The sequence below is a fragment of the Actinomadura sp. 3N407 genome, from assembly GCF_052245875.1.
Taxonomy (GTDB): domain Bacteria; phylum Actinomycetota; class Actinomycetes; order Streptosporangiales; family Streptosporangiaceae; genus Spirillospora.
On sequence record NZ_JBQQBP010000016.1, the window covers coordinates 153,092 to 166,307 of the forward strand.

The 13,216-nt window shown below is 75.8% G+C and carries 13 protein-coding genes; 9 read left to right on the forward strand and 4 right to left on the reverse strand.

All coding sequences use genetic code 11. The features are described from left to right. Positions 1 to 27 precede the first annotated feature (27 nt). From ACTWPP_RS33320 to ACTWPP_RS33335, 4 genes are all read left to right on the forward strand, one after another. Positions 28 to 696 (forward strand): glycosyltransferase family 2 protein, encoded by a 669-nt coding sequence (locus tag ACTWPP_RS33320; RefSeq protein WP_443108362.1) that lies wholly within the window; start codon positions 28 to 30, stop codon positions 694 to 696. After that, on the forward strand, positions 693 to 1,379 hold the full coding sequence (locus ACTWPP_RS33325) for a TIGR04282 family arsenosugar biosynthesis glycosyltransferase (protein ID WP_443108363.1): 687 nt from the start codon (positions 693 to 695) through the stop codon (positions 1,377 to 1,379). Before ACTWPP_RS33320 ends, ACTWPP_RS33325 begins: the two co-directional genes overlap by 4 nt. 94 nt (positions 1,380 to 1,473) lie before the next feature. Next, the gene (locus ACTWPP_RS33330; RefSeq protein ID WP_443108364.1) at positions 1,474 to 2,850 is read left to right on the forward strand and encodes a hypothetical protein; all 1,377 of its coding nucleotides are present in this window, start codon (positions 1,474 to 1,476) and stop codon (positions 2,848 to 2,850) included. Then, positions 2,847 to 3,227, forward strand: coding sequence for a DoxX family protein (locus ACTWPP_RS33335; protein WP_443108365.1), 381 nt, complete (start codon positions 2,847 to 2,849; stop codon positions 3,225 to 3,227). Before ACTWPP_RS33330 ends, ACTWPP_RS33335 begins: the two co-directional genes overlap by 4 nt. A gap of 59 nt (positions 3,228 to 3,286) precedes the next feature. Here the strand turns inward: ACTWPP_RS33335 and ACTWPP_RS33340 are convergent, their stop codons facing one another. After that, entirely contained in the window at positions 3,287 to 4,342 is a 1,056-nt protein-coding gene (locus ACTWPP_RS33340) for an SgcJ/EcaC family oxidoreductase (RefSeq protein WP_443108366.1), read from the reverse strand. Positions 4,343 to 4,397: 55 nt separating this feature from the next. Next, entirely contained in the window at positions 4,398 to 5,456 is a 1,059-nt protein-coding gene (locus tag ACTWPP_RS33345; protein ID WP_443108367.1) for a 3-oxoacyl-ACP synthase III family protein, read from the reverse strand. A gap of 103 nt (positions 5,457 to 5,559) precedes the next feature. On the opposite strand from ACTWPP_RS33345, the gene ACTWPP_RS33350 reads away from it, so the two are divergent. From ACTWPP_RS33350 to ACTWPP_RS33360, 3 genes are all read left to right on the forward strand, one after another. Continuing rightward, positions 5,560 to 6,573, forward strand: a complete 1,014-nt coding sequence (locus tag ACTWPP_RS33350) for an acyltransferase domain-containing protein (protein WP_443108368.1) — start codon at positions 5,560 to 5,562, stop codon at positions 6,571 to 6,573. Positions 6,574 to 6,585: 12 nt separating this feature from the next. Beyond that, positions 6,586 to 8,421 (forward strand): acyl-CoA dehydrogenase family protein, encoded by a 1,836-nt coding sequence (locus ACTWPP_RS33355; RefSeq protein WP_443108369.1) that lies wholly within the window; start codon positions 6,586 to 6,588, stop codon positions 8,419 to 8,421. Between the two features lie 167 nt (positions 8,422 to 8,588). Further along, positions 8,589 to 9,164, forward strand: coding sequence for a TerD family protein (locus ACTWPP_RS33360; protein ID WP_443108370.1), 576 nt, complete (start codon positions 8,589 to 8,591; stop codon positions 9,162 to 9,164). Between the two features lie 81 nt (positions 9,165 to 9,245). Here ACTWPP_RS33360 and ACTWPP_RS33365 read toward each other — a convergent pair whose 3' ends face one another. Next, entirely contained in the window at positions 9,246 to 10,949 is a 1,704-nt protein-coding gene (locus ACTWPP_RS33365; protein WP_443108371.1) for a class I adenylate-forming enzyme family protein, read from the reverse strand. A gap of 187 nt (positions 10,950 to 11,136) precedes the next feature. Between ACTWPP_RS33365 and ACTWPP_RS33370 the strand changes: the two genes are divergently transcribed. Next, complete coding sequence (locus ACTWPP_RS33370; RefSeq protein WP_443108372.1) at positions 11,137 to 11,916, forward strand: HAD-IIA family hydrolase; 780 nt, start codon at positions 11,137 to 11,139, stop codon at positions 11,914 to 11,916. Positions 11,917 to 11,932: 16 nt separating this feature from the next. Here ACTWPP_RS33370 and ACTWPP_RS33375 read toward each other — a convergent pair whose 3' ends face one another. Beyond that, positions 11,933 to 12,343: an ester cyclase gene (locus ACTWPP_RS33375; RefSeq protein ID WP_443108373.1), complete on the reverse strand. Its 411-nt coding sequence runs from the start codon at positions 12,341 to 12,343 to the stop codon at positions 11,933 to 11,935. Positions 12,344 to 12,438: 95 nt separating this feature from the next. On the opposite strand from ACTWPP_RS33375, the gene ACTWPP_RS33380 reads away from it, so the two are divergent. Further along, positions 12,439 to 13,065 carry an IMPACT family protein gene (locus ACTWPP_RS33380; protein ID WP_443108374.1) on the forward strand — a complete coding sequence of 209 codons (627 nt, stop codon included), beginning with the start codon at positions 12,439 to 12,441 and terminating at the stop codon, positions 13,063 to 13,065. Positions 13,066 to 13,216: the final 151 nt, after the last annotated feature.

The window sequence follows — 13,216 nt, forward strand, 5'->3', positions numbered from 1 at the left end:
CCCGTCACCGAAAGTAGCGTCACAACCGTGATCGATGTGGTTCTCCCGTGCCTCAACGAGGCCAAGGCCCTGCCCTGGGTGCTGACGCGCATGCCCGAGGGCTTCCGGCCGCTGGTGGTCGACAACGCCTCCACCGACGGCTCCGCGCGCGTCGCCGCCGACCACGGCGCACGCGTCGTCCCGGCGTCGGTCCGCGGGTTCGGCGCCGCCTGCCACGAGGGGCTGCTGGCCGCCGCCACCGAGGTGGTGTGCGTGATGGACGCCGACGCCTCCCTCGACCCGGCCGAGCTGCCCCGGATCGTCGCCGCCCTCCACGAGCTGGAGGAGGCGGGGCGGCCCGGGCTGGTGCTGGGGCGGCGGCGGCCGTCCGGGCGCGGCGCGTGGCCGCCGCACGCGCGGCTCGGCAACGCCGTCCTGGCCCGGTCGCTGAACCGGCGCGCCGGGACGCGGCTGCACGACCTGGGGCCGATGCGCGCCGCCCGCCGCGGCAGCCTGCTCGGGCTCGGGCTGGCGGACCGCCGGTTCGGCTACCCGCTGGAGATGGTGCTGCGCGCGTCCCGCGCCGGCTGGCGGATCGGGGAGGTCGACGTCGCCTACCTCCCCCGCACCGGCGAGTCGAAGGTGACCGGGACGCTCGGCGGGACGGTCCGCGCCGTCCGCGACATGCGCCGCGTCCTGGCGGAGGTCGCCCCATGAACGACACCCTCAACGACACCGTGAAGGACGCAGCGGACGGCGGGCCGCCGGCGGACGTCATCGTCATCGCCAAGGAACCCGCCGTGGGGCGGGTCAAGACGCGGCTGACGCCCGCGTACACGCCGGCCGAGGCCGCCGCGCTGGCCGAGGCGTCCCTGCGCGACACCCTCGCCGCCGTCGCCGCGGCCCCGGCCGGGCGACGCGTCCTCGCGCTCGACGGCACGCCCGGACGGTGGCTGCCCCGCGGGTTCACCGTGATCGCCCAGCGCGGCGGCGGCCTGGACGAGCGCCTCGCCCACGCCTTCGACGACGCCTGGGCGGGCCGCCCCCTCGTGCTGATCGGGATGGACACCCCGCAGGTCACGCCGAGGCTGCTGGCGCAGGCGCACCGCGGCCTGGCCCGGCACGACGCGGTGGTCGGCCCGGCCTCCGACGGCGGGTTCTGGCTGCTCGGGCTGCGGCGCCCCGACGCGCGGCTGCTGCGCGGCGTCCCGATGTCGCGGACCTACACCGGGGAGGTCCTGCTCACGCGGCTGCGCAACGCCGGCCTGGAGGTGGGATTCCTGCCCCGGCTCACCGACGTCGACACCCCGGCCGACGCGCAGTCCGTCGCCGCCCGCGCCGCGGGCGGCCGGTTCGCGGCCGCCGTGCGGGCCCTGGGCGCCCGGACGGCCGCGGCGTGATCGGCGAACCGTACGAGGAGCCGCTGCGGGGCGGCGGACCGGTGGAGACCGAGGACGCCGGCGGGCCTCCGCGGCCCGCGGAGAAGGGACACGCGTGATCCTCACCGATGTGCGCAGGCGCCGCCCGGCGGAACGCAAGGACGTCCGGTGGCGCGCGGGGCCGGGGTGGGCCGCCGTCGCGGTGTGGGCGGCGGGGATCGCGGCGGCGTTCGCGGTGGGCTGGTACCTGCGGCGTGCCGGCCTGGCGACCGAGGACCGGCTGCCCCCGCTGCATGCGCGGGCGCGGGGGTGGCCGCTGACCTGGGAGCTGCTGCCCGCGGCGGCGGTCGCGGCCGCCGCCGTGGCGGCGCTCCCGGTGCTGGCGGCCCGGCTGCCGTGGCGGGCGCTGCCGGCCGCCGGGTGGGCGGTGGCGGCGGCGTGGGCGGTGGCGCTGGCGGCCGCCGGCGGCTGGGACGCGCTCGCGGCCCCGCTCAACGCCCCCACCGAATACCCGGCGGGCCTGGCGCAGATGCGGCCCGACCCGCTGCTGTGGCTGCAGACCTTCACCGAGCGGCTCGGCGGCTACACCACGCACGTGCGGGGCCATCCGCCGCTGCCGATGCTGGTGCTGTGGGCGCTGGAGGCGGCCGGGCTGGGCGGGACCGGCTGGGCGGCGGCGTTCATCATCGCGGCGGGAACGTCCGCGGTGGCGGCGATCGCGGTGACGGTGCGGTGCGTGGCGGGCGAGGGCATGGCGCGGGCGGCGGTGCCGTTCCTGGCGCTGGCGCCGGCGGCGCTGTGGATCGCGACCGCGATGGACGCGTTCTTCCTCGCCGTGGGCGCGTGGGGGACGGCGCTGCTCGCCCTGGCGGCCCGCCGCGCGGGCGCGCGGGGGCTCGCCGCCGCCGGGGCGGGCGGGCTGCTGCTGGGATGCCTGCCGTATCTGAGCTACGGGCTGCTGCCGCTGTTCGCGGTGCCGCTGGCGGTGCTGGTGCTGACCCGGCCCCGGGCGCGCGTGGCGGCGGCGCTCGCGGCCGGCCTGGTGGTGGTGCCGGCCGCGTTCACGCTGCTGGGGTTCTGGTGGCCGGACGGTGTCCGCGCCACGCTGGAGACCTACCTGGTCAGCCGCGGGTCGTCGCAGCGCTCCTACGCCTACTTCGTCCTGGCGAACCTCGCCGTGCTGGGCCTGCTGACCGGCCCGGCGGCCGCGCACGCGCTGCCCCGCGCGCTGGGCGCGCTGCGCGGCGCGATCCGGGTGAGGGCCGTGTCCCCGGCCGCCGCGGCGGCGGCCATCGCGGCCGCGGCGCTGGTGGGCGTGCTCGTCCTGGACGCCTCCGGCGTGACCCGGGGCGAGGTCGAGCGGATCTGGGTGCCGTTCTCCGCCTGGCTGCTCGTGGCGGCCGCCCTGCACCGGCCTCCGTCGCGGGCATGGCTGGCGGCGCAGGCCGCGACCGCGCTCGCCGTCCAGGCCCTGATCGTGTCCCCGTGGTGACGCGCGGGCGATCCGCCCGGGGTCGGGACCGGCGATGGCTTTCACCTGCGCTGACACGGCAGCGGAAAAATCTCGAAGAAAAATCCGCGGTCGAGACCTTCACCGAGATCGGCTGGGGCCAGTGGTTCCGGTACGCGACCGGCGCCGTCGAGGCCGCCGGCGCGATCGCGCTGGTGATCCCGCGGCTGGCCGGGCTCGCCGCGGCCGGGCTGATCGGCCTGATGGGCGGCGCCGTCCTCACCCAGATCCTGGTGCTGGAGCCCGCGTGGGCGCTGCTGCCCGCCGCGTACGCCGCCGTGTTCGCCGCGGTCGCCTGGGACCGCCGCGCCGAGTCCCGCCGGGTGCTGCGCTCCCTGCGGGGCCGCGCCGGGCGCTGACACCGCGCACCGCGACGGCGGAGGACCCGGGGCCGGACGGCCACGGGTCCTCCGCCGTTTCACGCTTCCCGCCCTCCCTCGCCGGCCAGGAGGGCGCGGAGCTCGGCGGTGAGCGCGGCGGAGGCCTCGGGACGCCCGTGGTAGGCGGCCGGGGTGTTCTGGAACAGCGCGACGCGCCACTCGTCCGCGACCCGGGACGCGGTGAGAGTCTGGACGCTGTTGGCGTCGGGATTGAGGTCGGACGCGCCGGGCGGCACCATCCCGGCGACGGCGCGCAGCACGGCGGCGCCGGGGCCGATGACCCGGACGTCGCGGACCACGGCGACGTAGCGGCCGGTCGGGTGGCCGGCGAAGATCCGGTCCGTCTGCGCGGCGATCTCGGCGCGGCCGGAGTGCAGGGTGCCGTCGAACCCGATCGTCTCGCCGTCGTCGCGGAACGGCTCGGCGAACGCGCGGCCGTCGCGGGCGTTCCAGCCGTCCAGGATCCGCCGGTGCAGGGCGCGGACGGCGTCCAGGGCGCCGAGGCGGGCGGCGTAGCGGTCGTGGTGGACCTGCCAGCGGGCGGCCGTCCAGTTCGCCCAGTCGACGCGGGCGCCGTCGAGGGCCTCCTCGAGGTAGTCCAGGTGCAGGTGCCAGCCGGCCAGGGTCTGGATGAGGTAGTCGCCGGGCAGTTCGACGTCGCTGGTGAACACCAGGCGGGTCCCTTCGGGGACGGGGGTCAGCTCCCACCGCAGCCGGCCGTGGATGTCGGAGTCCAGTTCCAGCAGCCGCGGCGGGTCGAAGGCGGTGACGGTGCCGCGGGCGACCGGCGGGTCGTCGCCCGCGTTGAGCCAGCGCAGCTCGAACTTGCCGCCGGCGGCGGGTTCCAGGACGGCGTCGGCGAGCCACGCCGACAGCTCGGCCGGGTCGGTGAGGGCCCGCCATACCCGTTCGGGCGGGTGCCGCAGGCGCCGTTCGAAGCGCAGCAGGGTGCGCCCGTCCCGGTGGGCGGCGGTGCCGTCGGAGGCGCCGGCGCCGCCCGTGGTGCCGCCCGTGGTGCCGTCGTTGTTCATCTCGCGCTGCCTTTCGTCGGTGGCGTTCCTGCCCGGAGGCGCGGCGGGCACACGTGCTCGCACCCCGAACATAACTCCTTTCGCATATAACCGGCAAGGCATGTGCGCGGGCGGGAGGTCAGGCGGGCGGCCAGGTGACGAGGGTGTGCCCCCAGGTCACGCCCGCGCCGAAGCCGGCGAGCAGGACCAGGTCCCCGGCCGCGATCCGGTGCTCGCGCACGGCCCGGTCCAGGGCGTAGGGGAGGCTGGCGGCGCCGATGTTGCCGACGTCCTGCCCGGCGATCGCCAGCTGCGCCGGGTCGAGGCCGGCCGCGCAGGCCAGCGAGGCGACCAGCCGCGGGTTGGGCTGGTGCGGGACGACCAGCGCCAGGTCGGCGGGCTTGATCCCGGCGTCCTCGGCGGCCTCGGCCACCAGCCGGGGGAAGACGGCGGAGATGAAACCGCGCACGGCCCGGCCGTCCATGTGGATGGTGTGGCCGAGCCCGGCGAGGGTGTCGGCGCCGGCGGGGCGGCGGCTGCCTCCGGCGGGGATGAGCACGTCCCCGGCGCGGGAGCCGTCCGACCCGAGCGTGACCCGGCCGATCCCGTACGGCGGCGCGACGGGCCCGATCACCGCGGCCGCGGCGCCGTCCCCGAACAGCGCGGCGGTGGCGCGGTCGGCGGGGTTGAGGAACCGGGAGTACACCTCGACGCCGATGACCAGCGCGTGCGGCGCGGGCTCGGGCCGCCCGGCGAGCCAGCCGACCGCGGCCTGCAGCCCGTAGACGAACCCGGTGCAGGCGGCGGCGACGTCGAACGCGGCGGCGCGGCGGGCGCCCAGCAGCGCCTGCACGCGGCAGGCGGTGGAGGGGCCCAGCTCGTCGGGGGTTGAGGTGCCGAGGACGATCAGGCCGATGTCGCTCGCGTCCAGTCCCGCCTGCTCCAGCGCAGGCCCGGCGGCGGCCGCGGCCAGGTCCGAGGCCGCCTGCCCGGGCCCGGCGACGTGCCGGTGGCGGATGCCGGTGCGCTCCTCGATCCAGGACGGAGCCAGTCCCAACGACCGGGACAGTTCCTCGCTGTGCACGCGGCGGGCGGGCAGATACGCGCCGGTTCCGCGGATCGCCCACCCCCGATGTCCGCCGTGCGGGTGGAGGCCGTGCGGTGTTCGTGCCACTGACGGTTGCCAGACGGATTCCATGAGCGAATAATCCCATTTCAGAGTTTATGTTCCATAACTAGGAGTTAAGCGGCCTTTATCCAAATAGAAAAGAGAGCCTTCCTTCGAGGTAAGGAGACCCCGCGTGCCGTTCTCTCATCTTCATCCGGCCGAGGAGCTCAAGCCCGACGACGTGTGCGCGTTCCTTTTCGCCGGCACCGGCTCGGCGGGGGTCCCCGACCTTCCCGCGCTCGCCCGCACCGGACGCGCCGCCGCACGCGCCGTCGCCGACGTCCTGGACGCCGTCCAGGAGGGACTGCCGCGCGCCGGGTGGCCGTCCCTGCGCTCGATCCTGCTGGAGGACCCCGGCGCCTACCGCGCGGCGGCCCGCGCGCCCGGCGTCGCCCAGCTCACCGGATACGCCGCCTCGGTCGCCGTCGACCGGGTCCTGCGGACCGCCGGCGTGCACCCCGGCCACGTGGTCGGGCAGAGCTTCGGGGAGATCGCCGCGCTGGTCAGCGCCGGCGCGTTCGCGATCACCGACGGCGCCCGCATGGCCGTCAGCCTCGTCGGCGTGCTGACGCGCCGCGGCCGCGGCGGCGGCCTGGCCCTGCTGGAGGCCGGCGAGGACGGCGCACGCGCCTGCATCGAGGCCGCCGCCGCCCCGCAGGTCGTGGTGGCCTGCCTGAACGCGCCGTCGGTGACGGTCGTGTCCGGGCCGGACGGCCCCCTGGAGGAGGTTCTGGACGCCGCACGCGGCCGGGGAGTGCGGACCGTGCGGCTCGCCGTCCCCTACCTGTCGCACCATCCCGCGATGGCCGGAGCCGACGACGAGTGGTACACGATGATCCGCCGCTTCCCGCAGCGGCCGCTGGAACTGCCGGTGCACTCGCCCGTGCGGGGCCGCGCCTACCGCGACGGCGACGACCTGCACCGCGCGCTGGCCGACTGCATCGTCAAGCCGGTGCGGCTGCCGCAGACGCTGCGCGCGGTGCACGAGGCGGGCGCGACGGTCTTCACCGAGGCCGGCGCCGGGAACGCGCTTTGCCAGTGCGCGCGGCTGACGCTGCCGGGCGCGCGCACCCTGACGCCGCTGCGCGACCGCCCGCCCGGGCCGCGTCCGGGCCCGCCCGCGCCCGCCGCCCGCCCCCGAGCCTGACGGAGGACCCCGATGGACACCATCACCGGCACGGACTCCCTCACCGGCGCCGTCCCCGACGCGGGCCTGCTCGCCTTCGTGCGGGGCACGTCCCTGGACGCCGAGACGCGGGCGCGGCTGGACGCGGCCGTCCCCGACGAGTTCTTCGCCTACCCCGCCGGGCTCACCGCCCGCGGCCGCCAGGAACTCACCTACGAGCGGCTGCGGCGGGCGGGCCTGGCCGCGCCGCCGGCGCCCGAGCTGCTGGACGACCCGCCGGCGCTGTGCGCGCTGCTGGAACGCGCCGCGATCGCCGACCCGGCCCTGTTCCACGTGATGCTGCTGCACTACACCCTGGCGCTCGGCCCGATCCTGCGGTTCGGCGCCGGGCGGGACGGCCCCCGCCGGGCGCGCGACGACCTGGAGTCGATGACCTCGTTCGGGACGCTGCTGATGACCGAGGTGGGGCGCAGCAACAGCCACCTGTCGCCGCGCACCGTCGCCCGCCACGACCCGTCGTCCGGCGGGTTCGTGCTGAGCACGCCGGACGCGCAGGCCGCCAAGTTCCCCACCAACACCGCCCACCCCCGCGTCCCCAAGACCGCCGCCGTCTACGCCACCCTCGTGCACGGCGGCCGGGAACGCGGCGTGTTCGTGTTCGTGGTGCCGCTGCGCGGCGCGGACGGCGCCGTCCCGCCCGGCGTCCGGATCATCGAGGCGCCGGAGACGACGGGCCTGCAGGTCGACTACGCGGCGGTGCGGCTGGACGACCTGGCGGTGCCCTACCGGTCGTGGCTGCGCGACGGCGCCCGCATCGACGCCGACGGGTCCTTCCACGACCCCGCCGGGTCCCCGGCGGCGCGGCTGACGCGGTCGATGGGCATCGCCCCGGCGGTGTGGCGGGCCGTCATCTCCGCGTCGGCCGCGATCACGCGGGCGTCGGCGGGGACGCTGCTGGCGCACTCGGCGGGACGCGTCACGCTCGGCCGGCTGGCGCCGCGCCGCCCGCTGACCGACTACCGCAACCAGCAGGAGGCGGTGCTGGGCGCGCTCGCGTCCGGCTACGCGCTCACCGCCGTCGCCGCCCACGTCCAGGCCCGCCGCACCTCCGCCGAGCCCGCCGCCACCGCCGCCGGGGGGCCGGACACCGCGTGGGCGCCGTGGTCGGCGGTCGACCGCGACCTGGCGCTGCTGAAGGCCGCCGCGACCGCCCAGGCGCAGGAGACGGTGTCGGCGTGCCGGGTGCACAGCGGCGCGCCCGGGTTCGCGGCCGTCGAGCGCCTCAACTCCTACCGGGGCCTGACGCACGCCTACGCCAGCGCCGGCGGCGACAACGAGCTGATCCTCTACGACACCGCCCGCGCGATGGCGGAACTGGACCGCTACGTCCCGCCCGAGCCGGGGGCCGGGCCGCCCGACGGCGGCGACCTGGAGTCCCCGCGGGTGTGGCTGTTCCTGGCCCGCGACGCCGAGCGCCGGATGCGCGACCGGCTCGCCGCGCGGGTGGAGGCGGCCCGCGGCTCGGGCGACGACGCGTTCACCGCGTGGAACGCCAACCTGGTGCTGGCCGCGCGGACCGCGGCTGCCTGCGCCGACCGGATCGTCCTGGAGATCCTCGCCTCCGCCCTGGACGCGGGGCCGCCGGCGCTGGCGCCCGTGCTGCGCCTGCACGCCCTGAACCGGCTGGACCACCGCGCCGCCGACCTGCTGAACGAGGGGGTGGTGCCGCCCGGGATGCTCGACGAGGTGTGGGCGGCGCGGCGGGCCGCCTGCGACGAGCTGGCCCCGCGCGCCGGGGAGCTGGCCGCCGCGTTCGAGCTCCCCTCCGCGATCGGCGCGCCGGCCGCCGCGTTCCTCGGGGGCGGGTGAGCAACACGGCGGGCCCGGAACACGGCGGCAAGGAAAACCGGCACGCCACGCCGTGATTTTGACAAGGAGGCGGGGGAACCAGCGTGAGGTGGCTACCGTTCTCGTAAGACAGACGAAACGCGCGCGGGTGAATCGCACCCGCAGAGGCCGATACGGAGGTAGACACAGTGGGAGTCAGTCTGAGCAAGGGCGGCAACGTCTCGCTGACCAAGGAGGCTCCCGGACTGACCGCCGTCGTGGTTGGTCTGGGCTGGGACGTGCGGACCACGACCGGTACCGACTTCGACCTCGACGCCAGCGCTCTGGTGTGCTCGGCGGAGAACAAGGTGCTGTCGGACCAGCACTTCGTGTTCTTCAACAACCTCAAGAGCCCCGACGGCTCGGTCGAGCACACCGGTGACAACCTGACCGGTGAGGGCGAGGGCGACGACGAGCAGATCAAGGTGAGCCTGTCGACCGTGCCGGCCGATGTCTCCAAGATCGTGTTCCCGGTGTCGATCTACGACGCCGACGGCCGGCAGCAGAGCTTCGGCCAGGTCCGCAACGCCTTCATCCGGGTGGTGAACCAGGCCGACAACAGCGAGATCGCACGCTACGACCTGTCGGAGGACGCCTCGACCGAGACCGCGATGGTGTTCGGCGAGCTGTACCGCAGCGGCGCGGAGTGGAAGTTCCGCGCGGTGGGCCAGGGGTACGCCTCGGGCCTGTCGGGCATCGCCTCCGACTTCGGCGTCAACGTCTGAGCGTCCGCGGTCGGGCGGGGCGCCCCGGGCGGGTCCCGGGGCGCCCCGCCGCATGTCCGGGCACCCCGGGGCGCGGGCGGGTCAGCCGAGGAGCTCTTCGCGCAGGCGGGTCTTGAGGATCTTCCCGCCGGGGTTGCGGGGCAGGCCCTCGTCGCGGAACCAGTAGTGCACCGGGACCTTGAAGGCGGCGATCCGGCCGGCCAGGAACGCCGCGATGTCCTGCTCGGTGACGGCGGCGCCGGGACGCGGCACGATCACGGCGCCGACCTCCTCGCCGAGGACCTGGTGGGGGACGCCGATGACGGCGCAGTCGGCGACGGCGGGGTGCTCGTACAGGGCGGCCTCGACCTCGGCGCAGTAGATGTTCTCCCCGCCGCGGATGAGCATGTCCTTGGCGCGGTCGACGATGTACACGAACCCGTCGTCGTCCAGGCGGGCCAGGTCGCCGCTGTGGAACCAGCCGTCCACGAACGCCTGCGCGGTCGCCTCGGGCTTGTTCCAGTAGCCCTTGATGACGTTGGGGCCCTTGATGAGCAGCTCGCCGACCTCCCCGGGCGGCAGCTCCCCGCCGGCGGGGTCGACGACCTTGACGTCGCAGACCGCGACGGGCGGGCCGACGCTCTCGGGCCGCTCCAGGTAGTTGACGCCGCCGTTGTAGGTGGTGACCGACGACGTCTCGGTCAGGCCGTAGCCGTTGCCGGGGGCCCGCTCGGGCAGCCGCTCCCTGATCTTGTCGACGAGGGCGGGCGCGGCGGGGGCGCCGCCGTAGCTGACGCCGGTGAGGCTGGAGGTGTCGTACTTGTCGAAGTCGGGGGAGGTCAGCACCTGCCACGCCATGGTGGGGACGCCGCCGAACCCGGTGACGCGCTCCCGCTCGATCAGCTCCAGAGCGGTCGGCACGTCCCACTTGTACATCATCACGACGGTGCCGCCCTGCAGGGCGCTGGTCACCAGGACCGAGTGGCAGCCGGTGGCGTGGAAGAACGGGACGCTCAGCAGCGTCACCCGCGGCTGCGGCGCGGTCAGCTCCTCGACCGTCCGGCCCGCGCGGATCCCGGCGGAGATGATCCCGTAGGCGAGGCTGACGGGGTTGGTGGCGATGTTGCGGTGGGTGCCCAGAGCGCCCTTGGGGCGGCCGGTGGTGCCGGAGGTGTAGAAGATCGTGGCCTCGTCGTCGGGGTCGAGCGGCACGTCCGGCAGGGACGCGGCGGCGGGGTCGCCGGGGTCGCCGAGGACGGCCTCGAACGACTCGCAGCCGGCGGGGACGGCGCCGTCCGCGCGGGCGACCAGGCAGCGGACGCCGAGCCCCGGCAGGACGCCGGAGAGCCGTTCGGCGCGCTCGGCGTCGGCGATGAGGACCGCGGCGCCGCTGTCGGCGAGCCCGTACTCCAGCTCGGCGGCGGTCCACCAGGCGTTCAGCGGCACCACCACGGCGCCGGCGACGGCGGCGCCGAAGAACGCCACCGACCATTCGGGGTAGTTGCGCATCGCGATCGCGACCCGGTCGCCCTTGGCGACGCCGTAGCCGTCGATGAGGCGGCGCGCGAACGCGGCGGCCCGCGCGTAGTGGTCGGCGAAGCTCAGCCGGTCGCCCTCGTAGACCAGGTACGCGGCGTCGCCGTGGGCGCGGGAGACCTCCAGGATCTCGCGGAGGGTGGGCGGGGCGTTCTTCCAGACGCGGGTCCGCACCCCGCGGATCTCGGCCTCGTCCATCTCGAACAGCTGCCCGGGCGCCGTCATCGCCGCCCTGACCTCGGCGATGGCCGGCAATTGCTGGTCGTGCACGTCGCGCCTCCCGCGGGGTGACGGCGCGCCGCCGCGCGGCCCGAGCGCCGAACACGATTCGGTGCGCCGTGCCCGAAATCTATGATCCGCGTCACGCGCAGGTCAACGGCCCCGCCGCGCCGGGCGCGTCCGGGCCGGCGGTCCGGGCGAAGATCCCCGCCTGCGATGATCCTGCGACAATGGGGACATGAACGAGCGCGGGCCGATCGAATACTGGCTGTCGGACATGGACGGGGTCCTGGTGCACGAGGGCCGTCCCGTCCCCGGTGCCGAGGAGTTCATCCGGCGGCTGTCGGCCTCCGGCAAGCCCTTCCTGGTCCTGACCAACAACTCGATCTACACCCGCCGGGACCTGTCGGCGCGGCTGGCGGCGGCGGGGCTGCGGGTGCCGGCCGAGTCGATCTGGACGTCGGCGCTGGCGACCGCCCGGTTCCTGGCCGACCAGCGGCCCGAGGGGTCGGCGTACGTGATCGGGGAGGCGGGGCTGACGACGGCGCTGCACGAGTCGGACTTCGTGCTGACCGACATCGACCCCGACTACGTGGTGCTGGGCGAGACCCGCACCTACAGCTTCTCCCAGATCACCCGGGCGATCCGGCTGATCGAGGCCGGCGCGCGGTTCGTGGCGACCAACCCCGACCCGGTCGGCCCGTCCCCGGAGGGGTCGCTGCCCGCGTGCGGCGCGGTCGCCGCCATGATCACCCGCGCGACGGGCGTGGAGCCCTACTTCATCGGCAAGCCCAACCCGCTGATGATGCGGACGGCGCTGAACAGGGTCGGCGGGCACAGCGAGAGCACCGCGATGGTCGGCGACCGCATGGACACCGACATCGTCGCCGGCGTCGAGGCCGGTCTGGAGACGATCCTGGTGCTGACCGGCGTGACCCGCAAGGACGAGATCGCCCGGTTCCCGTTCCGCCCGAACCGCGTCGTGCCCTCGATCGCCGACCTCATCGACCTGGTCTGACCCGGCGGCGGGCGGGTCAGCCGAGGGCGCCGAGGGCGGTCATCAGGCCCAGGGCGTCGGAGACGACCCAGTACTCGGCGAACCGGCGGTCCCGCGCGCGGAAGATGTCCTGGCCGCGGAACGACACCGGTGTGCCGGGCGCGGCGGTGGCGCCGGGGACACCGCCGCGGTAGGCGCCGTGGAAGCTCCATGCGGCGGCGACCATGCCGTCGCCGACGACGGGACCGGCGTCCAGCGCGGTGCGGACGCCGGTGAAGTACTCGTGGGAGCGGCGGACCTGGTCGGCGGCCTCCTGCGGGCCGTGGACCTCCAGGTTCGGCCAGTGCCCGGTGAAGTCCGGGGTGAGGATCTGCGCGGCCACGTCGAAGTCGCCGCCCCACACCTCGAACAGCCACCGGCGGTACAGTTCCTCCAGCGTGTCCGTCACGTCACGCTGCGTGCCCGCGGCGGGCCGGTGTCAAACGGCCCGCGCCGGACCGGCCGCGCCGGACGGCCCGGCACCGCCTACACTCGGTGCCGACCATGCGCATGATCAGGCAGGCGGGCTCCCGCGAGCTGGAGATCCGCAAGTCCCGTTTCGTCTGCACCCTCGCCCGCGCCGCCGGCGAGGCCGAGGCGGCGGCGTTCCTGGCCCGGCACCGGCGGGCGCACCGCGACGCCACCCACAACTGCACCGCCTACGTGGTCGGCGAGCACGGCGAGATCGCCAAGAGCAGCGACGACGGCGAACCGGCCGGGACGGCGGGCATCCCGATGCTGGAGGTGCTGACGCGGCGCGGGCTGACCGGCACCGTCGCGGTCGTCACCCGCTACTTCGGCGGCGTCAAGCTCGGCGCGGGCGGCCTGGCCCGCGCCTACGCGCAGGCCGTCGCCGGCACCGTCGACGCGGTCGGGGTGGTGGAGCTGCGCCCGGTGGTGACGGTCACCGTGGGCGTCGACCACGCGCTCGCGGGCCGGTTCCTCGGCGACCTGCACGGCCGCGGCGTGCGGCCCGGCGACGTCCGCTACGGGGAGGGCGTGGAGGCCGACGTCACCGTCCCGGTCCCGGACCTGGACGACTTCGAGGCGTGGGCCGCGCAGGTCACCGCCGGGCGCGCGTCGCTGCGGCGCGGCGCGCCCGGATACGTCGAGGTTCCGGTCTCCCCGTAGCGGGCCGGGCCGCCGGGTCAGCCGGCGAGGTGTTCGGCGAGCGCGGACTCGCTGCGCCGCTCGGCGGTCGCCACGATCGGCGAGCGGCAAGACACGCTGTCTCGGCAGAGACGCACGGTGTCGGAAACTTGTGACAGTGGTGTAGCGTTCC

Excerpts from the sequence above, each read along its gene's own strand:
- ACTWPP_RS33325 (WP_443108363.1), top strand. The coding sequence starts at position 693 with ATGAACGACACCCTCAACGACACCGTGAAGGACGCAGCGGACGGCGGG.
- ACTWPP_RS33345 (WP_443108367.1), bottom strand. The coding sequence starts at position 5,456 with ATGGAATCCGTCTGGCAACCGTCAGTGGCACGAACACCGCACGGCCTC.
- ACTWPP_RS33355 (WP_443108369.1), top strand. The coding sequence starts at position 6,586 with ATGGACACCATCACCGGCACGGACTCCCTCACCGGCGCCGTCCCCGAC.
- ACTWPP_RS33370 (WP_443108372.1), top strand. The coding sequence starts at position 11,137 with ATGAACGAGCGCGGGCCGATCGAATACTGGCTGTCGGACATGGACGGG.
- ACTWPP_RS33380 (WP_443108374.1), top strand. The coding sequence starts at position 12,439 with ATGCGCATGATCAGGCAGGCGGGCTCCCGCGAGCTGGAGATCCGCAAG.